Origin of the sequence: Rhodovulum sp. P5 (assembly GCF_002079305.1) — a bacterium.
Lineage (GTDB): Bacteria > Pseudomonadota > Alphaproteobacteria > Rhodobacterales > Rhodobacteraceae > Rhodovulum.
This window is the reverse complement of the sequence record NZ_CP015039.1, coordinates 1,256,718-1,274,904: the sequence shown is the minus strand read 5'-3', so window position 1 is coordinate 1,274,904 and position 18,187 is coordinate 1,256,718. Positions and strand designations below refer to the sequence as shown.

Sequence of the window (18,187 nt, the reverse complement as noted above, 5' to 3'; positions counted from 1 at the left end):
TCCGGTCGCCGGAGGGGTCGATATGTCCGAAACCTTGCTGGAGCGGCGCGCCCGGCTGATGGGGCCGAACGTGCCGACCTTTTACCGCGAGCCTGTGCAGATCGTGCGCGGGCAGGGGGTCTGGCTATGGGACGCGGACGGCACCCGGTATCTCGATTGCTACAACAACGTCCCGCATGTGGGCCATGGCCACCCGAAGGTGGTAGAGGCGATCGCGCGTCAGGCTGCGCTGCTGAACACCCACACGCGGTACCTGCATCAGGGCATTCTGGACTATATCGAGAGGCTGACCGCGACGCTCGACCACGGGTTGACCCAGGCGATCATGGTCTGCACCGGGTCGGAGGCAAACGATGTGGCGCTGCGCATGGCGCAGGCCGCAACCGGCAAGACCGGGCTGATCGCCACCGACAACACCTATCACGGCAACACCGCTTCGGTCAGCGCGCTGTCGACGCGCCGCCCGCCCATAGGTGGCTATCCGGATCATGTGCGGCTGGTCCCTGCGCCCGACAGCCTTGCGCCCCTTGGCGGCCGCCCCGCGGCGCAGGCGCAGGCCTTTGCCGACAACATCGCCCGCGCGGTGGAGGAGCTTGTTGCCACCGGCCACGGCTTGGCTGGCGTGATCCTGTGCCCGTTCTTTGCGAATGAAGGGTTCCCAGCGGTGCCCAAGGGCTTTCTCGACCCGGCGCTTGGGGTGATCCGCCGGGCGGGCGGGGTCGTGATCGCTGACGAGGTGCAGCCCGGCTTCGGGCGGCTGGGCACGGCGTTCTGGGGGCATGATGTGCTGGGGTTCGCACCCGACATCATCACGCTTGGAAAGCCGATGGCCAACGGGCATCCGGTGGGGGCGGTGGTGACGCGGCCCGATATCATGGCGTCTTTCCGCACCGCCTTTGGCTATCTCAACACTTTCGGGGGCAACCCGGTCTCGGCCGCGGCCGCGATGGCCACGCTGGAGGTGATGGAAGAGGAGGGGCTGCAAGAGAACGCAGCGCGTGTCGGTGCCTATGCGCTGGATCGTCTGCGGGCGCTGCGCCATCCGCTGTTGGCCGATATGCGCGGAAAGGGGCTGTTTTTCGGGGCGGAGTTCCGGATGGAGAATGGCGCCCCCGCGACGGAATTCGTTGCAGGATTGGTCGAGGGCATGCGCCGCCGGGGCGTTCTGCTGGGCAGTATTGGCCGGGCGATGAACACGCTTAAGATCCGCCCGCCGATGCCGTTTTCCAGCGAGAATGCGGACCTGTTGATCGATACGCTGGAAAAGGTTCTTGCCCAGACGGAGGTGCCGCAATGAGGACGGAAGAGGCGCAGACACTGGCGCGGGAGGCCGCTACCCATTGGGGCGGATGCGATCACCCGCAACTGATCTCGCACCGGGAAAACGCCGTCTTCGCGGTGTCACTGCCCCAGATGCGTCAGGGCATCCTGCGGATCCATCGCCGCGGCTATCAGACCGAAGACGCGATCCGGTCGGAGCTTTGGTGGATGGAGGCCCTGGCCGGTGCCGGCCTGTCCGTGCCGCGCCCGGAACGGACAACCGATGACGCGCTGCTTGCGCATCTGGACGATGGTCGCGTTGTCTCCGTTCTGTCCCGGATGCCGGGGGAGGCGCTGGGCGAAGGCGGGCGCCCGTTCGAGGGCGATTGCGACAGTCAGATGCGCCGCTATGCAAGCGTGGGCCGCGCGATAGCGCAGTTGCATGTGGCCTCTGACCGGTTGACCCTTCCGCCGTGGTTCAGCCGTCCCCATTGGGATATCGACGGGGTGCTGGGCACGACGCCCTTCTGGGGGCGCTTCTGGGATCATCCCGCCGCCAGCGAGGATGAGGCACTTCTCCTGTCGGAGGCGCGCCGTTATGCGCGGGAGCGGTTGTCGGACTATGCCGCGGGCGGCGCCGATCAAGGTCTGATCCATGCCGACCTTCTGCGCGAGAATATCCTGTTCGACGGCCATCTGGCGCATCTGATCGACTTCGACGATTCCGGTTTCGGCTTCCGGCTTTATGACCTTGGCACCGCGCTTTCGCAGAACCTTGAGGAACCTGCGCTTTCAAAGATCGCGACCGGCCTGGTGGAGGGGTACGCGACCGTCCGCAGCCTGACGCCGGACGACCATGCGATGCTGCCGGTATTCGTGATGTTGCGCACGCTGGCCTCTGTGGGCTGGACCATGCCGCGGCTTGCGGTCGGTGACCCGCGGGTGCGCATCTATCTCAACCGCGCTGTCCGCACGGCCCACGCCGTGCTGGAGGGGCAACCCTTGTTCCACATCGAATGACCCGGGTCAGCTCGATCGTGTCGGGCGTGGCACCTGTAAACTTGGGGCGGCCATGATGCTGTCGGACAACATGCGCGGCGCGCTGCTGATGATGGGGGGCATGGCCGCCTTCACCTTCAACGACGCCTGCATGAAGGCCCTGTCGGGCGAGGTGCCGTTCTTTCAGGCGCTGTTCCTGCGCGGTGTGGGAACGATTATCTTTCTGTTCGCACTGGCCCTTATGCTGGGTGGCCTGAGATGGCGGTTTCCCCTGCGCGACTGGGGGCTGACAGTGGTGCGAACCCTGGCCGAGATCGGCGCGGCCTATTTCTTCATTACCGCGCTCTTCCACGCAAAGCTGGCCAATGTCACCGCGATCATTCAGGCCATACCGCTGAGTGTCACGCTGGCCGGCGCTCTCTTTCTGGGGGAGCGGGTCGGCTGGCGGCGTTGGACGGCGATCCTGATCGGGTTTTCCGGGGTCCTGCTGATCGTCCGTCCGGGGACGGAGGGGTTCACGATCTACTCCGTCTATGCGCTGATCGCCGTGGCCTTTGTGACCTTGCGGGATCTGGTCACCCGGCGGCTGTCCACGGCGGTGCCGTCGATGACCGTGGCGCTGGTGGCGGCAATCGGGGTCACGCTATTCGCCGGGATCGGGGCCGCGGGTGGTACCTGGGTCGCGATGAGCGGCGCGTCCGTTCTGAAACTCGCCGGGGCCACGGGGTTCATCATCGGCGGCTACCTCTTTTCGGTGATGGCGATGCGGGTGGGCGAGGTCGCGGTCGTGGCCCCGTTCCGCTATACCGCCCTGATCTGGGCACTGGGGCTGGGGGCGTTGGTCTTCGGCGAATGGCCCTCGGGCCTGACGCTGGTGGGCGCGGCCATCGTGGTGGGCACGGGCGTCTACACGTTTTACCGTGAACGCCGCCTTGGGCAGCAGGCTGGACCGGTGCCGCTGCGAATGCGGTAGGGTTCGCCCAACCGGTGTTGACACGCCAAACGACTCGACCTATAGAGCGCGGACTTCGGGCCGGCGGGCTTCACTGCCGTGTCTGAAATCAGAACTGAAGTGGACATGATCCGGGCCAGCGCCCCGATCCTCTGAATTCCCACCGCGTCGTTCCCGCGAACAAGGGAACGCATGCGGTTTTCGCGTTTCGTGGATTCGGAGCGCACTGAGAGACGAGAACTGAACGGGTTGCAACACGGGGAACCGGAATGCCGACGATCCAACAGCTGATCCGCAAGCCGCGGCAGCCGAAAGTGAAACGCCAGAAGTCCATGCATCTGCAGGCCTGCCCGCAGAAGCGTGGCGTCTGCACGCGCGTTTACACCACGACGCCGAAGAAACCGAACTCGGCCATGCGGAAGGTTGCCAAGGTGCGCCTGACCAATGGCTTCGAGGTGATCAGCTACATCCCCGGTGAAAGCCACAACCTGCAGGAGCACTCGGTCGTGCTGATCCGCGGCGGCCGGGTCAAGGACCTTCCCGGTGTCCGGTATCACATCCTGCGCGGTGTGCTGGACACCCAGGGCGTCAAGGACCGCAAGCAGCGCCGTTCGAAATACGGCGCCAAGCGTCCGAAGTAAGGAGAGACACACATGTCCCGTCGTCACGCTGCCGAGAAGCGCGAAGTCCTGCCCGACGCCAAATATGGCGATCGGGTGCTGACGAAGTTCATGAACAACCTGATGGTCGACGGCAAGAAGTCGACGGCCGAACGCATCGTCTACAGCGCGCTCGACCGGATCGAGACCAAGCTGAAGCGTTCGCCCGTCGAGGTCTTCACCGAAGCGCTCGACAACGTGAAGCCCTCGGTCGAGGTTCGCTCTCGCCGTGTGGGCGGTGCCACCTACCAGGTGCCTGTCGAGGTTCGCCCCGAGCGTCGTGAGGCGTTGGCGATTCGCTGGCTGATCAATGCCAGCCGCGCCCGCAACGAAAACACCATGGAAGAACGCCTCGCCGGCGAGTTGATCGACGCTGTCCAGTCGCGTGGCTCGGCCGTGAAGAAGCGCGAAGACACCCACAAGATGGCCGAAGCCAACAAGGCCTTCAGCCACTATCGCTGGTAACCCTCAGGCCCTCAGGACCTTATCCCATGGCACGCGATTATCCCCTCGAGCGCTACCGCAACTTCGGTATCATGGCGCATATCGACGCCGGCAAGACCACTTGCACGGAGCGTATCCTTTTCTACACCGGCAAGTCCCACAAGATCGGCGAGGTGCATGACGGCGCCGCGACCATGGACTGGATGGAGCAGGAGCAGGAACGCGGCATCACCATCACCTCGGCGGCGACGACCACCTTCTGGGAACGCACCGAGACCGGGACCGAGCCGCAGACGCCCAAGCACCGCTTCAACATCATCGACACGCCCGGCCACGTGGACTTCACCATCGAGGTGGAACGCTCACTGGCCGTGCTTGATGGGGCCGTGGCCGTGCTGGACGCCAACGCGGGTGTCGAGCCGCAGACCGAGACCGTGTGGCGTCAGGCCGACCGCTACAAGGTGCCGCGCATCGTGTTCGTCAACAAGATGGACAAGATCGGCGCCGACTTCTTCAACTGCGTCGAGATGATTGCGGATCGCACCGGTGCCACGCCTGCGCCGATCCAGATGCCCATCGGGGCCGAGGATCAGCTCGAGGGCCTCGTCGATCTCGTGACCATGGAAGAGTGGACCTGGAAGGGCGAGGATCTGGGGGCGACCTGGACGCGTCAGGAAATTCGCGCCGACCTCAAGGACAAGGCCGAAGAACTGCGTGCCGAGCTTGTCGAACTTGCTGTGGAGCAGGACGACGAGGCGATGGAAGCCTATCTTGAAGGCAACGAACCCGACGTCGACACCCTGCGCAAACTGATCCGTAAGGGGACGCTGTCGATGTCCTTCGTGCCGGTCCTGTGTGGGTCTGCGTTCAAGAACAAGGGTGTGCAGCCGCTCCTGAACGCCGTGATCGACTACCTGCCCGGTCCGCTTGACGTGCCGCCCTATATGGGCTTCTCGCCGGATGACGAGACCGAAACGCGTAACATCGCCCGCCGTGCCGATGATGCGGAACCGTTCTCGGGCCTGGCGTTCAAGATCATGAACGACCCCTTCGTGGGTTCGCTCACCTTCACCCGGATCTACTCCGGGACGATGAAGAAGGGCGACTCGGTCATGAACACGACCAAGGGCAAGCGCGAGCGAATTGGCCGGATGATGATGATGCACTCCAACAACCGCGAGGAAATCGAAGAAGCCTTCGCGGGCGACATCATCGCGCTGGCCGGTCTGAAGGACACCACCACCGGTGACACCCTGTCCGACTCGCAAAAGCAGGTGGTTCTGGAAACCATGACCTTCCCCGATCCGGTGATCGAGATCGCGGTCGAGCCCAAGACCAAGGCCGACCAGGAGAAGATGTCTCAGGGCCTTGCCCGCCTTGCTGCCGAAGACCCCTCCTTCCGGGTGGAGACCGATCTGGAATCCGGTCAGACCATCATGAAGGGCATGGGCGAACTTCACCTCGACATCCTCGTCGACCGCCTGAAGCGGGAGTTCAAGGTCGAGGCGAATATCGGTGCCCCGCAGGTGGCCTATCGTGAGACCATCAGCCACGAGGCCGAGATCGACTACACCCACAAGAAGCAGTCGGGTGGGTCCGGTCAGTTCGCGCGCGTCAAGCTGGTCGTCTCCCCGACCGAGCCGGGCGAAGGCTACAGCTTCGAAAGCCTCATCGTTGGCGGCTCCGTTCCGAAGGAATACATCCCCGGTGTCGAGAAGGGCATCCAGTCGGTGATGGACAGCGGTCCGCTCGCGGGCTTCCCGGTGATCGACTTCAAGGTCAAGCTGATCGACGGTGCCTATCACGACGTTGACTCCTCGGTTCTGGCGTTCGAGATCGCGGCCCGCGCCGCGATGCGCGAAGGTCTGAAAAAAGGCGGCGCCAAGCTCCTGGAGCCGATCATGAAGGTCGAGGTCGTGACGCCCGAGGAATATACCGGTGGCATCATCGGTGACCTCACCTCCCGCCGGGGTCAGGTGCAGGGGCAGGATACGCGCGGCAACGCGAACGTCATCAATGCCTTCGTGCCGCTGGCCAACATGTTCGGCTACATCAACAACCTGCGGTCGATGTCTTCGGGCCGTGCGCAGTTCACGATGCAGTTCGACCATTACGAACCGGTCCCGCAGAACATCAGCGACGAAATCCAGGCGAAATACGCCTGATGCAGCCAAGCGCCCCGGCCTAGTGCCGGGGCCCCGACGGAACAAGTGACGACGCGGCCCGGAGCCGGCGTTCGACAGGAACAAGAGGAGGCCTACCCATGGCGAAGGCAAAGTTTGAACGGACGAAACCGCACGTGAACATCGGCACGATCGGCCACGTTGACCACGGCAAGACGACGCTGACGGCGGCGATCACGAAGTATTTCGGCGAGTTCAAGGCCTATGACCAGATCGACGGCGCGCCGGAAGAGAAGGCCCGCGGGATCACGATTTCCACCGCGCATGTGGAATACGAGACCGAGAACCGTCACTACGCGCACGTGGATTGCCCCGGCCACGCCGACTACGTCAAGAACATGATCACCGGTGCGGCGCAGATGGACGGCGCGATTCTGGTGGTGAACGCGGCCGACGGCCCGATGCCCCAGACGCGCGAGCACATCCTGCTGGCCCGCCAGGTGGGCGTGCCCGCGCTGGTGGTGTTCCTCAACAAGGTCGACCAGGTCGATGACGAGGAACTGCTGGAACTGGTCGAGATGGAAGTGCGCGAGCTTCTGGACAGCTACGACTTCCCCGGCGACGATATCCCGATCGTCGCGGGCTCGGCGCTGGCCGCGATGGAGGGCAACAACCCCGAGATCGGCGAGGAGAAGATCAAGGAACTGATGGCCGCCGTGGATGAGTACATCCCGACGCCGGAACGTCCCGTGGACCAGCCCTTCCTGATGCCGATCGAGGACGTGTTCTCGATCTCCGGCCGCGGCACGGTTGTGACCGGCCGGGTGGAGCGCGGCGTGATCAATGTGGGCGACGAGATCGAGATCGTCGGCATCAAGGACACCCAGAAGACGACCTGCACGGGCGTGGAAATGTTCCGCAAGCTCCTGGATCGCGGTGAAGCCGGCGACAACATCGGCGCGCTGCTGCGCGGTATCGACCGCGAGCAGGTGGAACGCGGCCAGGTGCTCTGCAAGCCCGGCTCGGTGACGCCGCACACCAAGTTCGAGGCCGAAGCCTACATCCTGACCAAGGAAGAGGGCGGGCGCCACACGCCGTTCTTCGCCAACTACCGCCCGCAGTTCTACTTCCGCACGACGGACGTGACCGGCACGGTTCAGCTGGCCGAGGGCACCGAGATGGTGATGCCGGGCGACAACGTGTCGTTCACGGTGGAACTGATCGCGCCGATCGCCATGGAAGAGAAGCTGCGCTTCGCCATCCGCGAAGGCGGGCGCACCGTCGGCGCCGGCGTCGTGTCGAAAATCATCGAGTAATCGCAAAAGGCCCGGGCCGGTCCACGTGCCGGCCCATCAGCCTGAAGGGCAAAGAACAATGCAAAGTCAGAATATCCGCATTCGGCTGAAGGCCTTCGACTACCGCGTACTGGATGCCAGCACGCAGGAGATCGTCAACACCGCCAAGCGGACGGGTGCGCAAGTGCGCGGGCCCATTCCGTTGCCGAACAAAATCGAGAAATTCACCGTTCTGCGTGGTCCGCACATCGACAAGAAGTCGCGTGACCAGTGGGAAATCCGCACGCACAAGCGGCTTCTCGACATCATCGACCCGACACCCCAGACCGTGGACGCGCTGATGAAGCTCGACCTCGCTGCCGGTGTCGACGTCGAGATCAAGGTTTGAGGAGGGCACCAGCATGCGCTCTGGAGTGATCGCAAAGAAGCTGGGCATGACCCGGCTGTTCATGGACGATGGACGGCAGGTGCCGGTCACGGTCCTGCAACTTGATGGCTGCCAGGTCGTGGCGCAGCGCACGGTCGAGAAGGATGGCTATACCGCCGTTCAACTCGGGTCCGGGGCGGCCAAGGCCAAGCGGACCACCGCGCCGATGCGCGGGCATTTCGCGAAAGCAAGCGTTGCGCCCAAGCGCAAGCTGGCCGAGTTCCGCGTGGCGCCGGAGAACCTGATCGAGATCGGTGCCGAAATCACCGCCGATCATTACTTCGAAGGTCAGTTCGTCGACGTGTCGGGCACCTCGATCGGTAAAGGTTTTGCCGGTGCGATGAAGCGGCACAATTTCGGCGGCCTGCGCGCGTCGCACGGCGTGTCGATCAGCCACCGTTCGCACGGCTCCACCGGTCAGTGTCAGGACCCGGGCCGAGTGTTCAAGGGCAAGAAGATGGCCGGTCACATGGGTGCCGCCCGCGTGACCACGCAGAACCTGCAGGTCGTCAAGACCGACGCCGACCGTGGCCTGATCATGATCAAGGGGGCTGTCCCCGGTGCCAAGGGCGGCTGGGTCACGATCAAGGACGCGGTGAAGAAACCGACGCCTGACAACCTCGTGCTGCCCGCGGCGATCAAGGCCGCGCAAGCCGCCGAGGCACCCGCAGACGAAGCGCCCGCCGAAGGGGGTGAAGCATGAAACTTGACGTGATCAAGCTGGATGGCGCCACTGCCGGCACCGTCGATCTCGGCGACGAGATCTTCGGGCTGGAACCGCGCGCCGACATCCTGCACCGCGTGGTCCGCTGGCAGCGTAACAAGGCGCAGGCCGGCACCCACAAGGTCAAGACCCGGTCCGAGACCAGCTACTCGACCAAGAAGATCTATCGCCAGAAGGGCACCGGTGGCGCACGCCACGGCGACCGCAACGCGCCGATCTTCCGCAAGGGTGGCGTCTACAAGGGGCCGACCCCGCGTAGCCATGCCCATGAGCTGCCGAAGAAGTTCCGCAAGCTGGGCCTCAAGCACGCGCTGAGTGCGAAGGCGAAGGCGGGTGAGCTGGTGGTCCTGGAAGCCGCGGAACTGGCGGAAGCCAAGACCTCTGCACTGGCGAAATCGGTCAAGAGCCTTGGCTGGAAGCGGGTGCTGATCATCGATGGCGCCGAGGTGAACGAGAACTTCGCCCGCGCAGCCCGCAACATCGAGGGGATCGATGTGCTGCCGTCGATGGGGGCCAATGTCTATGACATCCTCAAGCGTGACACGTTGGTGCTCACCAAGGCGGGTGTCGAAGCGCTGGAGGCGCGCCTGAAATGAGTGTGAAGGCAGAGCATTACGATGTGATCCGCAAGCCGATCATCACCGAGAAGGCGACCATGGCCTCCGAGGCCAATGCCGTCGTGTTCGAAGTGGCGATGGACGCGAACAAGCCCCAGATCAAGGAAGCGATCGAGGGTCTGTTTGGGGTCAAGGTGAAGGCGGTCAACACCACCATCACCAAGGGCAAGCAAAAGCGGTTCCGCGGCATCCTTGGACGCCGGAACAATGTGAAAAAGGCCTATGTGACCCTCGAGGAGGGGAACACTATCGACGTGACCACGGGTCTTTGATAGAAGCCTGAGAATCTTCGGCCCCGGGTGCGCCCCGGGGCCGGATTTTTTGAACCGGGGCGGCAACGCCCCTGATCGAAACCGGACCTTTGGTCCGAAGCTGACGGAAGACAGAAAGCATGGCACTCAAGTCGTACAAGCCGACGACGCCGGGCCAGCGTGGGCTGGTTCTGATCGACCGTTCGGAGCTTTGGAAAGGTCGCCCGGTCAAGTCCCTCACCGAGGGTCTGACCAAGAAGGGCGGCCGGAACAACACCGGACGGATCACGGCACGCCGCCGTGGCGGTGGGGCGAAACGCCTCTACCGGATCGTGGATTTCAAGCGGACCAAGTTCGACATGTCCGCGGTCGTGGTCCGCATCGAATACGACCCCAACCGGACCGCGTTCATCGCGCTGATCCAGTACGAAGACGGCGAGCAGGCCTATATCCTTGCGCCGCAGCGTCTTGGCGTGGGTGACAAGGTGATCTCGTCCGAAAAGGCTGACGTGAAGCCCGGCAACGCGATGCCGTTCACCGGCATGCCGATCGGTACGATCGTCCACAATATCGAGATGAAGCCCGGCAAGGGCGGCCAGATCGCGCGCGCCGCGGGCACCTATGCCCAGTTCGTCGGCCGTGACGGGGGCTACGCGCAGATCCGGTTGTCGTCGGGTGAACTGCGGATGGTGCGCCAGGAATGCATGGCGACGGTTGGTGCGGTGTCGAACCCCGACAACTCCAACCAGAACCTCGGCAAGGCCGGCCGCACGCGTCACATGGGCAAGCGTCCCGCCGTTCGCGGTGTCGTCATGAACCCGATCGACCACCCGCATGGTGGCGGTGAGGGCCGGACCTCGGGTGGCCGCCACCCAGTCACGCCCTGGGGCAAGCCCACCAAGGGCGCCCGCACCCGCAAGAACAAGGGCACGGACAAGTACATCATCCGTTCCCGTCACGCGCGCAAGAAGGGTCGCTAAACCATGGCACGTTCTGTTTGGAAGGGCCCTTTTGTCGACTCTTACGTCCTCAAGAAGGCCGAGAAAGCCCGCGAGTCGGGCCGCAACGAGGTCATCAAGATCTGGTCGCGCCGCTCCACCATCCTGCCCCAGTTCGTGGGCCTCACCTTCGGCGTTTACAACGGGCACAAGCACATCCCCGTTCTGGTGTCCGAGGACATGATCGGCCAGAAGTTCGGTGAATACTCGCCGACGCGGACCTATTACGGTCACGCAGCCGACAAGAAAGCGAAGAAAAGGTAAGCGTCATGGGCAAGGCTAAGAACCCCCGCCGCGTGGCCGAGAACGAAGCGATGGCGAAAGCCCGCATGCTTCGCACTTCGCCTCAGAAGCTGAATCTGGTGGCTGCGATGATCCGTGGCAAGCCGGTCGAACGTGCGCTGGCCGATCTGACCTTCTCCAAGAAGCGGATCGCCGAGGACGTGAAGAAATGCCTTCAGTCCGCCATCGCCAACGCCGAGAACAACCATAACCTGGATGTCGACGAGCTGATCGTCGCCGAGGCCTATGTCGGCAAGAACCTGACGCTGAAGCGCGGTCGCCCGCGTGCCCGCGGCCGGTTCGGCAAGATCGTCAAGCCGTTTTCGGAACTGACCATCAAGGTCCGTCAGGTCGAGGAGCAAGCGTAATGGGTCATAAGGTCAATCCGATCGGCATGCGCCTGCAGGTGAACCGCACCTGGGACAGCCGCTGGTATGCCGACACCAAGGATTATGGCGATCTTCTGCTGGAAGATCTGGAGATCCGGAAGTTCGTTCACAAGGAATGCAAGCAGGCCGGCGTCAGCCGCGTGATCATCGAGCGTCCGCACAAGAAGTGCCGCGTCACGATCCACACGGCACGTCCGGGCGTGATCATCGGCAAGAAGGGCGCGGATATCGAAACCCTGCGCAAGAAGCTTGCCAACATGACCGACAGCGAGCTTCACCTGAACATCGTCGAGGTCCGGAAGCCCGAACTCGATGCCCAACTGGTGGCCGAAAGCATCGCCCAGCAGCTGGAACGCCGGGTCAGCTTCCGTCGCGCGATGAAGCGGTCGGTGCAGAACGCGATGCGCATGGGTGCCCTTGGCATCCGCGTCAACGTTGCCGGCCGCCTTGGCGGTGCCGAGATCGCGCGGACCGAATGGTATCGCGAGGGGCGGGTGCCGCTGCACACGCTGCGCGCCGATATCGACTATGCCCATGCCGAGGCCGAAACGCCGTATGGCATCATCGGGATCAAGGTCTGGATCTTCAAGGGCGAGATCATGGAGCACGACCCCAGTGCCCGTGACCGTCGCACGGCCGAACTGCAGGAAGGCGGCGGTGCCCCGTCGCGCCCGCGCCGCGATCGCGACCGCTGAGGAGTTTGAGAGATGCTGCAACCTAAGCGCACGAAATTCCGCAAGATGCACAAAGGCCGGATTCACGGTCAGGCAAAAGGCGGGTTCGACCTCAACTTCGGGACCTTCGGCCTGAAGGCCATCCAGCCCGAACGGATCACCGCGCGCCAGATCGAGGCCGCGCGCCGTGCCATGACGCGTCACATGAAACGTCAGGGCCGTGTCTGGATCCGTATCTTCCCCGACACCCCTGTGTCGTCGAAGCCGACCGAGGTTCGGATGGGTAAAGGTAAGGGCTCCGTCGACTTCTGGGCCGCCAAGGTCAAGCCCGGCCGCGTGATGTTCGAAATCGACGGCGTGTCGGAAGTCGTCGCGCGCGAGGCCCTGCGTCTGGCCGCGATGAAGCTGCCGATCAAGACGCGGATCGTGCACCGCGAAGACTGGTAATCGGTCTTCCGAGAGGATTGCGAAGGCCCCGTTTGAAGACGGGGCCTTTTGCCAAACGACCTACGCGGCCCGATTCACCTGTTTACGGCCCGGATTGGCAAGATAACGCTTGCTTTATCGGGGTAGGGGGCTTAGAGGGGCCGCTCATCCATGAACTCCACCGGACTCAGGGTGACCCGTGCGCAAGCCAAGGGGCCCTCTGGTGATGTTGAAAGGAACAAGGCGATGAACGCCCAGGAACTGAGAGACAAGACGCCCGACGAGCTGCGCGAGCAGCTGACGAGCCTCAAGAAAGAGGCCTTCAACCTGCGCTTCCAGCAGGCGACCGGCGCCCTTGAGAATACCGCCCGCATGCGTGCCGTCCGTCGCGACGTCGCCCGCGTGAAGACGGTTCTGAACGAAAAAGCCCGCGCGGCGGCAGAGTAACGGAGTCCGACCAGTATGCCCAAACGTATCCTGCAAGGCACCGTGACCAGCAATCAGAACAACCAGACGGTCACCGTCTCGGTCGAACGCCGGTTCAAGCACCCCGTCATGCAAAAGACCATCCGTAAGTCCAAGAAGTACCGGGCTCACGATGAAAACAACCAGTATCAGGTTGGGGACACCGTGCGCATTCAGGAATGCGCGCCGAAGTCCAAGACGAAACGCTGGGAGGTGATCGCCCAGGTCTGACCTGAGCGCTCACTTCCCGGTTTGAGCGAAACCCTGGGACATCGTTCCCAAAGGTCGGGAGAAACCACATGATCCAGATGCAGACCAATCTGGATGTCGCTGACAACTCCGGCGCACGCCGGGTGCAGTGCATCAAGGTCCTGGGTGGTTCCAAGCGTAAATACGCCTCCGTCGGCGACATCATCGTCGTCTCGGTGAAGGAAGCCATCCCGCGCGGCCGCGTGAAGAAAGGCGACGTGCGCAAGGCCGTCGTCGTGCGCACCGCCAAAGAGGTTCGCCGCGAAGACGGTACCGCGATCCGCTTTGATCGCAACGCCGCCGTCATCCTCAACAACAACAACGAGCCGATCGGCACCCGTATCTTCGGGCCGGTGGTTCGCGAGTTGCGCGGCAAGAACTTCATGAAGATCATCTCGCTCGCCCCGGAGGTGCTGTAAGATGGCTGCGAAACTGAAAAGCGGCGACAAGGTCATCGTGCTGGCCGGCAAGGACAAGGGCCGCGAAGGTACCATCCAGTCGGTTGATCCCAAGGCCGGCAAGGCCGTGGTGGAAGGCATCAACATCGCTGTGCGCCACCAGAAGCAAAGCCAGATGAGCCAGGGCGGCCGGATCGCCAAGGCGATGCCGATCGATCTGTCGAACCTCGCCCTCGTCGATCCCAAGGACGGTGGCCCGACCCGCGTCGGCTTCCGCATGGAAGACGGCAAGAAGGTGCGTTACGCCAAGAAATCGGGGGAAGTGATCGATGCTTGATGCTGCAAACTATACCCCGCGTCTGAAGGCGGACTACCGCAATCGGATCAAGGCGGCGCTCAAGGAAGAATTCGCCTACAAGAACGAGATGATGATCCCGCGCCTGGACAAGATCGTCCTGAATATCGGCTGCGGGGCCGAGGCCGTTCGCGACTCCAAGAAAGCCAAGTCGGCGCAGGGCGACCTGACGCTGATCGCCGGTCAGCAGGCCGTGATCACCAAGGCCAAGAAGTCGATCGCCGGCTTCCGTGTTCGCGAGGACATGCCGCTTGGTGCCAAGGTCACGCTGCGCGGTGACCGGATGTACGAATTCCTCGACCGCCTGATCACCATCGCGATGCCGCGCATCCGCGACTTCCGCGGCGTGTCGGGCAAATCGTTCGACGGGCGCGGCAACTACGCGACCGGCATCAAGGAACATATCGTGTTCCCCGAGATCGAGTACGACAAGGTCGACGAAGTCTGGGGCATGGATATCGTTATCGCCACCACCGCGAAAACCGACGCGGAAGCGAAGGCGCTGTTGAAGCATTTCAACATGCCGTTCAACAGCTGATCGCGGGAGGGAGAATTTCACATGGCTAAGAAGTCTATGGTCGAACGCGAGAAGAAGCGTCAGCGCCTGGTCGAGAAATACGCCGCCAAGCGTGCCGCGCTCAAAGAGATCGCGAACAACGAAGACCTTCCGATGGAAGAGCGGTTCAAGGCCCGGCTGAAGCTGGCCAAGCTGCCCCGCAACTCCTCGGCGACGCGGCTGCACAACCGTTGTCAGCTCACCGGGCGTCCTCACGCCTATTACCGCAAGCTTAAAGTTTCGCGGATCATGCTGCGGGAACTTGGCTCCAAGGGCCAGATCCCCGGTCTGGTCAAGTCGAGCTGGTAAGGAGGGGAAAAGATGTCCGTGAACGATCCTCTCGGCGATATGCTGACCCGCATCCGCAACGCGCAGATGCGCGGCAAATCGACGGTCCGTACCCCGGCCTCCAAGCTGCGCGCCTGGGTGTTGGATGTGCTGAAAGACGAAGGCTACATCCGCGGCTATGAAACGGTCGAAGGCGGCCGTGGTCTGCCGGAACTGGAAGTCAGCCTGAAATACTACGAAGGCGAGCCCGTGATCCGCGAACTGCGCCGCGTCTCCAAGCCCGGCCGTCGCGTCTATATGAGCGTGAAGGAAATCCCGCAGGTCCGTCAGGGCCTGGGCGTTTCCATCGTTTCGACGTCCAAGGGCGTGATGTCCGATGCAGCGGCACGGTCTGCCAATGTTGGCGGCGAAGTGCTCTGCCAGGTGTTCTAAGGGAGGTCGGAATGTCTCGTATTGGTAAGAAACCGGTCGAGCTGCCGTCGGGTGTCTCCGCATCCGTCTCCGGCCAGACCATCGAGGTGAAGGGGCCCAAGGGTACCCGGAACTTCACCGCCACGGATGACGTGACCCTCACGGTTGAGGACAACACCGTCACCGTGACCCCGCGCGGGTCGTCCAAGCGGGCGCGCCAGCAATGGGGCATGTCGCGCACGATGGTTGCGAACCTCGTGAAGGGCGTGACCGAGGGGTTCAAGAAAGAGCTTGAAATCCAGGGCGTCGGCTATCGGGCCCAGATGCAGGGCAACACGCTGAAGCTGAACCTCGGCTATTCCCACGAGGTGAACTTCGACGTGCCCCAGGGCGTCACGGTCACGGCCCCCAAACAGACCGAGATCGTGATCGAAGGTGCGGATCAGCAGCTCGTCGGTCAGGTCGCGGCCAATATCCGCGAGTGGCGCAGCCCCGAGCCCTACAAGGGCAAGGGTATCCGCTACAAGGGCGAGTTCATCTTCCGTAAGGAAGGCAAGAAGAAGTAAGGGCGCGACAGATGGCAAACAGCAAAAGACAACTGTTCCTGAAACGCCGCCTGCGCGTTCGGAACAAGCTTCGCAAGATGAATGCCGGGCGCGTGCGCCTGAGCGTGCATCGCAGCAACAAGAACATCAGCGTGCAGCTGATCGACGATGTTCAGGGCAAGACGCTCGCCGCGGCCTCCTCGCTGGAGAAGGATCTTGGCGTCGTCGGCAAGAACAACGTCGAGGCCGCCGCCAAGGTTGGCGCGGCGATTGCCGAGCGTGCCAAGGCGGCTGGCGTGGAAGAGTGCTACTTTGACCGGGGCGGATTCCTCTTCCACGGCAAGGTCAAGGCGCTTGCCGATGCGGCCCGCGAGGGCGGCCTGAAGTTCTGAGGAGACGAGAGATGGCAAGAGAAGACAATCGCCGGGACCGCCGCGACCGCGACGAAACCCCGGAATTCGCCGATCGTCTCGTGGCGATCAACCGCGTGTCCAAGACCGTGAAGGGCGGCAAGCGCTTCGGTTTTGCGGCACTCGTGGTCGTCGGCGATCAGAAGGGCCGCGTGGGCTTCGGCAAGGGCAAGGCGAAAGAGGTGCCCGAGGCGATCCGCAAGGCCACCGAACAGGCCAAGCGCAACCTGATGCGCGTGCCGCTGCGCGAGGGTCGGACGCTGCACCATGACATCGAGGGCCGCCACGGTGCGGGCCGCGTCGTGATGCGCACTGCCCCGCAAGGTACCGGCATCATCGCCGGTGGTCCGATGCGCGCCGTGTTCGAGATGTTGGGCGTTCAGGACGTGGTGGCCAAGTCCATCGGGTCGCAGAACCCCTACAACATGATCCGCGCAACGCTGGACGGGCTGACCAAGGAAAGCTCTCCCCGGCAGGTTGCGCAGCGTCGCGGCAAGAAGGTGGCCGATATCCTGCGCAAGGACGATGCGCCCGTGCAGGATGCCGCCGCCGATGCGCCGGCCGAAGCGTAAGGAGCGAAAGACATGGCAAAAACCATCGTCGTCAAGCAGGTGGGTTCCCCCATCCGCCGCCCGGCCGTTCAGCGCAAGATCCTGATCGGTCTGGGGCTCAACAAGATGCACAAGACCCGGGAACTGGAAGACACGCCGTCGATCCGCGGCATGGTCGCCAAGATCCCGCATCTGGTCGAGATCATCGAAGAGCGCGGCTGATATACCGCGCAATCGGAAACGGAACGCCCCGGCCCTAGTGCCGGGGCGTTTTGCGTTTTTGATTATTCCAATTCGCCTTGCGTGGGCTCGATCAACGTGCGAACCTTTCCGCCAATATTGACGGGGAGGGATGTCGTGGAAAGAGTTCGGGCTAGTTGCCTCGGAGCGTTGTGTTCTGTCGTAATTACTGCGCAGGCGCAGGCAGACACGGTCGTCTTGGATTTTACAGGAACGGCACATAGCCTGACAGGAAACTTCGCGACAGCGCCTGATCCGGACAATATCGTGACAGGGCGGTTCGAGATTGATCTGAACGCAACATTCAGTGCCGACAATGATCCGTTTTTGCCACTTGAGCCGGGAAATCGTGATCGGAAACTCGGGCTCATCAACATCACAGAACCTGCGGGCCTGAATGCAACGCGTACCCGTTCAGAGATTACCTTGAACGGGATCACATCGACTTCTCGCCCCTTGATCGCGCCGAATACCGTTGACGCACGCATCAATTTTCGCGCGATCGACGACAATCCAACCGGTCCGAACGATACATTTTCTTACATTTTCCTCGATGGGGTCGACGGCTTCTACCATTTTACCTTCGAGATGCAGTCGGAGAACTTGATTGGCGCAGATCCGTCGCTCGGCTTTTCCTTCATTCTGATGAACAGCCTCGATTTGTCGGATGTTGAAGCTTCGCGACCGTATTTCGGCAATTCGGTGTTTGCGCGGGGGTTCTTCGAGTCCGCTGACGGTTTTTTCGCCTATGACCTTACTGGCATGTCGGTCAGCTTGGAGGAGGTGGCGCCGGTGCCTGTTCCCGCTGGCTTGCCGCTCGCACTAACCGGCTTGGGTGCTCTGGCTGCGTTGCGCCGACGTGAAGCCGGGGAGGCCGTCACGGCCTGATGCTCTTAATGCACCAGGCACATGCCGGTAATGCCATGGTGTCGTTAGCGGTCTGTTTAGAAAAGGCGTATACAATCTGCCGTATAAAATGGCACTTTACGGAGGTTTGCCATGATGACTGTCAATACCGCAATGCGCGCCATCGCCCGTCGTGCCCGGACAATCTGGAACGACGGCCCCGTGCCCTACTGGGCCGACTATCTGCACGATACAGACCGGCGGACCTGAGCAGAGACTGCTCGGCTTAGACCCGCGGCCCTTGCGCTATCGCGCAGGCCTGTTGAACAGCCCCGGCTCGCGCCGGGGCCACG

The 18,187-nt window shown here is 62.9% G+C and carries 28 protein-coding genes; all 28 read left to right on the top strand.

Translation table 11 applies throughout. The annotated features are described in order from the left end of the window. The first annotated feature begins 22 nt into the window (after positions 1–22). Complete coding sequence (locus RGUI_RS06275; RefSeq protein ID WP_081532265.1) at positions 23–1,297, top strand: aspartate aminotransferase family protein; 1,275 nt, start codon at positions 23–25, stop codon at positions 1,295–1,297. Further along, positions 1,294–2,280, top strand: a complete 987-nt coding sequence (locus RGUI_RS06270; RefSeq protein WP_081532264.1) for a phosphotransferase enzyme family protein — start codon at positions 1,294–1,296, stop codon at positions 2,278–2,280. The genes RGUI_RS06275 and RGUI_RS06270 overlap by 4 nt, the downstream gene beginning before the upstream one ends. Before the next feature lie 52 nt (positions 2,281–2,332). Next, positions 2,333–3,232, top strand: a complete 900-nt coding sequence (locus RGUI_RS06265) for a DMT family transporter (RefSeq protein ID WP_081532263.1) — start codon at positions 2,333–2,335, stop codon at positions 3,230–3,232. 248 nt (positions 3,233–3,480) lie between these two features. Beyond that, positions 3,481–3,852, top strand: a complete 372-nt coding sequence (gene rpsL / locus RGUI_RS06260; protein WP_035253348.1) for a 30S ribosomal protein S12 — start codon at positions 3,481–3,483, stop codon at positions 3,850–3,852. Between the two features lie 12 nt (positions 3,853–3,864). After that, entirely contained in the window at positions 3,865–4,335 is a 471-nt protein-coding gene (rpsG, locus tag RGUI_RS06255) for a 30S ribosomal protein S7 (protein WP_081532262.1), read from the top strand. A gap of 26 nt (positions 4,336–4,361) precedes the next feature. Further along, on the top strand, positions 4,362–6,479 hold the full coding sequence (gene fusA, locus RGUI_RS06250) for an elongation factor G (protein ID WP_081532261.1): 2,118 nt from the start codon (positions 4,362–4,364) through the stop codon (positions 6,477–6,479). A gap of 98 nt (positions 6,480–6,577) precedes the next feature. Further along, positions 6,578–7,753 (top strand): elongation factor Tu, encoded by a 1,176-nt coding sequence (gene tuf, locus RGUI_RS06245; protein ID WP_081532260.1) that lies wholly within the window; start codon positions 6,578–6,580, stop codon positions 7,751–7,753. A 58-nt stretch (positions 7,754–7,811) separates the two neighbouring features. After that, positions 7,812–8,120, top strand: a complete 309-nt coding sequence (gene rpsJ, locus RGUI_RS06240) for a 30S ribosomal protein S10 (RefSeq protein ID WP_042456850.1) — start codon at positions 7,812–7,814, stop codon at positions 8,118–8,120. A gap of 13 nt (positions 8,121–8,133) precedes the next feature. Continuing rightward, a complete protein-coding gene (gene rplC / locus RGUI_RS06235; protein ID WP_081532259.1) occupies positions 8,134–8,862 on the top strand; it encodes a 50S ribosomal protein L3 in 729 nt (242 codons plus the stop codon). Further along, on the top strand, positions 8,859–9,479 hold the full coding sequence (gene rplD, locus RGUI_RS06230) for a 50S ribosomal protein L4 (protein WP_081532258.1): 621 nt from the start codon (positions 8,859–8,861) through the stop codon (positions 9,477–9,479). Before rplC ends, rplD begins: the two co-directional genes overlap by 4 nt. Next, positions 9,476–9,772, top strand: a complete 297-nt coding sequence (locus RGUI_RS06225) for a 50S ribosomal protein L23 (protein WP_081532257.1) — start codon at positions 9,476–9,478, stop codon at positions 9,770–9,772. Before rplD ends, RGUI_RS06225 begins: the two co-directional genes overlap by 4 nt. A gap of 119 nt (positions 9,773–9,891) precedes the next feature. Beyond that, positions 9,892–10,731 (top strand): 50S ribosomal protein L2, encoded by an 840-nt coding sequence (rplB, locus tag RGUI_RS06220; RefSeq protein WP_081532256.1) that lies wholly within the window; start codon positions 9,892–9,894, stop codon positions 10,729–10,731. Between the two features lie 3 nt (positions 10,732–10,734). Further along, on the top strand, positions 10,735–11,013 hold the full coding sequence (rpsS, locus tag RGUI_RS06215; RefSeq protein ID WP_081532255.1) for a 30S ribosomal protein S19: 279 nt from the start codon (positions 10,735–10,737) through the stop codon (positions 11,011–11,013). A gap of 5 nt (positions 11,014–11,018) precedes the next feature. Then, on the top strand, positions 11,019–11,399 hold the full coding sequence (gene rplV / locus RGUI_RS06210; RefSeq protein ID WP_081532254.1) for a 50S ribosomal protein L22: 381 nt from the start codon (positions 11,019–11,021) through the stop codon (positions 11,397–11,399). After that, entirely contained in the window at positions 11,399–12,115 is a 717-nt protein-coding gene (rpsC, locus tag RGUI_RS06205; RefSeq protein ID WP_081532253.1) for a 30S ribosomal protein S3, read from the top strand. The genes rplV and rpsC overlap by 1 nt, the downstream gene beginning before the upstream one ends. A gap of 12 nt (positions 12,116–12,127) precedes the next feature. After that, positions 12,128–12,541, top strand: coding sequence for a 50S ribosomal protein L16 (rplP, locus tag RGUI_RS06200; RefSeq protein WP_081532252.1), 414 nt, complete (start codon positions 12,128–12,130; stop codon positions 12,539–12,541). A 225-nt stretch (positions 12,542–12,766) separates the two neighbouring features. After that, entirely contained in the window at positions 12,767–12,967 is a 201-nt protein-coding gene (rpmC, locus tag RGUI_RS06195; protein ID WP_081532251.1) for a 50S ribosomal protein L29, read from the top strand. 15 nt (positions 12,968–12,982) lie between these two features. Continuing rightward, positions 12,983–13,216, top strand: a complete 234-nt coding sequence (gene rpsQ, locus RGUI_RS06190; protein ID WP_081532250.1) for a 30S ribosomal protein S17 — start codon at positions 12,983–12,985, stop codon at positions 13,214–13,216. A gap of 68 nt (positions 13,217–13,284) precedes the next feature. Beyond that, positions 13,285–13,653 (top strand): 50S ribosomal protein L14, encoded by a 369-nt coding sequence (gene rplN / locus RGUI_RS06185; RefSeq protein WP_039523372.1) that lies wholly within the window; start codon positions 13,285–13,287, stop codon positions 13,651–13,653. Between the two features lies 1 nt (position 13,654). Beyond that, positions 13,655–13,969: a 50S ribosomal protein L24 gene (rplX, locus tag RGUI_RS06180; RefSeq protein WP_081532249.1), complete on the top strand. Its 315-nt coding sequence runs from the start codon at positions 13,655–13,657 to the stop codon at positions 13,967–13,969. Further along, a complete protein-coding gene (gene rplE, locus RGUI_RS06175; RefSeq protein WP_081532248.1) occupies positions 13,962–14,525 on the top strand; it encodes a 50S ribosomal protein L5 in 564 nt (187 codons plus the stop codon). Before rplX ends, rplE begins: the two co-directional genes overlap by 8 nt. Before the next feature lie 21 nt (positions 14,526–14,546). Next, a complete protein-coding gene (rpsN, locus tag RGUI_RS06170; RefSeq protein ID WP_081532247.1) occupies positions 14,547–14,852 on the top strand; it encodes a 30S ribosomal protein S14 in 306 nt (101 codons plus the stop codon). A gap of 12 nt (positions 14,853–14,864) precedes the next feature. After that, on the top strand, positions 14,865–15,263 hold the full coding sequence (gene rpsH / locus RGUI_RS06165) for a 30S ribosomal protein S8 (RefSeq protein WP_172841092.1): 399 nt from the start codon (positions 14,865–14,867) through the stop codon (positions 15,261–15,263). A gap of 11 nt (positions 15,264–15,274) precedes the next feature. Next, the gene (rplF, locus tag RGUI_RS06160; protein WP_081532246.1) at positions 15,275–15,808 is read left to right on the top strand and encodes a 50S ribosomal protein L6; all 534 of its coding nucleotides are present in this window, start codon (positions 15,275–15,277) and stop codon (positions 15,806–15,808) included. A gap of 11 nt (positions 15,809–15,819) precedes the next feature. Beyond that, positions 15,820–16,179 carry a 50S ribosomal protein L18 gene (gene rplR / locus RGUI_RS06155; RefSeq protein WP_081532245.1) on the top strand — a complete coding sequence of 120 codons (360 nt, stop codon included), beginning with the start codon at positions 15,820–15,822 and terminating at the stop codon, positions 16,177–16,179. Positions 16,180–16,190: 11 nt separating this feature from the next. Next, positions 16,191–16,769, top strand: coding sequence for a 30S ribosomal protein S5 (rpsE, locus tag RGUI_RS06150; RefSeq protein WP_081532244.1), 579 nt, complete (start codon positions 16,191–16,193; stop codon positions 16,767–16,769). Between the two features lie 12 nt (positions 16,770–16,781). Beyond that, positions 16,782–16,970 carry a 50S ribosomal protein L30 gene (gene rpmD, locus RGUI_RS06145; RefSeq protein ID WP_081532243.1) on the top strand — a complete coding sequence of 63 codons (189 nt, stop codon included), beginning with the start codon at positions 16,782–16,784 and terminating at the stop codon, positions 16,968–16,970. 216 nt (positions 16,971–17,186) lie between these two features. Continuing rightward, positions 17,187–17,876 carry a VPLPA-CTERM sorting domain-containing protein gene (locus RGUI_RS06140; protein WP_172841091.1) on the top strand — a complete coding sequence of 230 codons (690 nt, stop codon included), beginning with the start codon at positions 17,187–17,189 and terminating at the stop codon, positions 17,874–17,876. Positions 17,877–18,187: the final 311 nt, after the last annotated feature.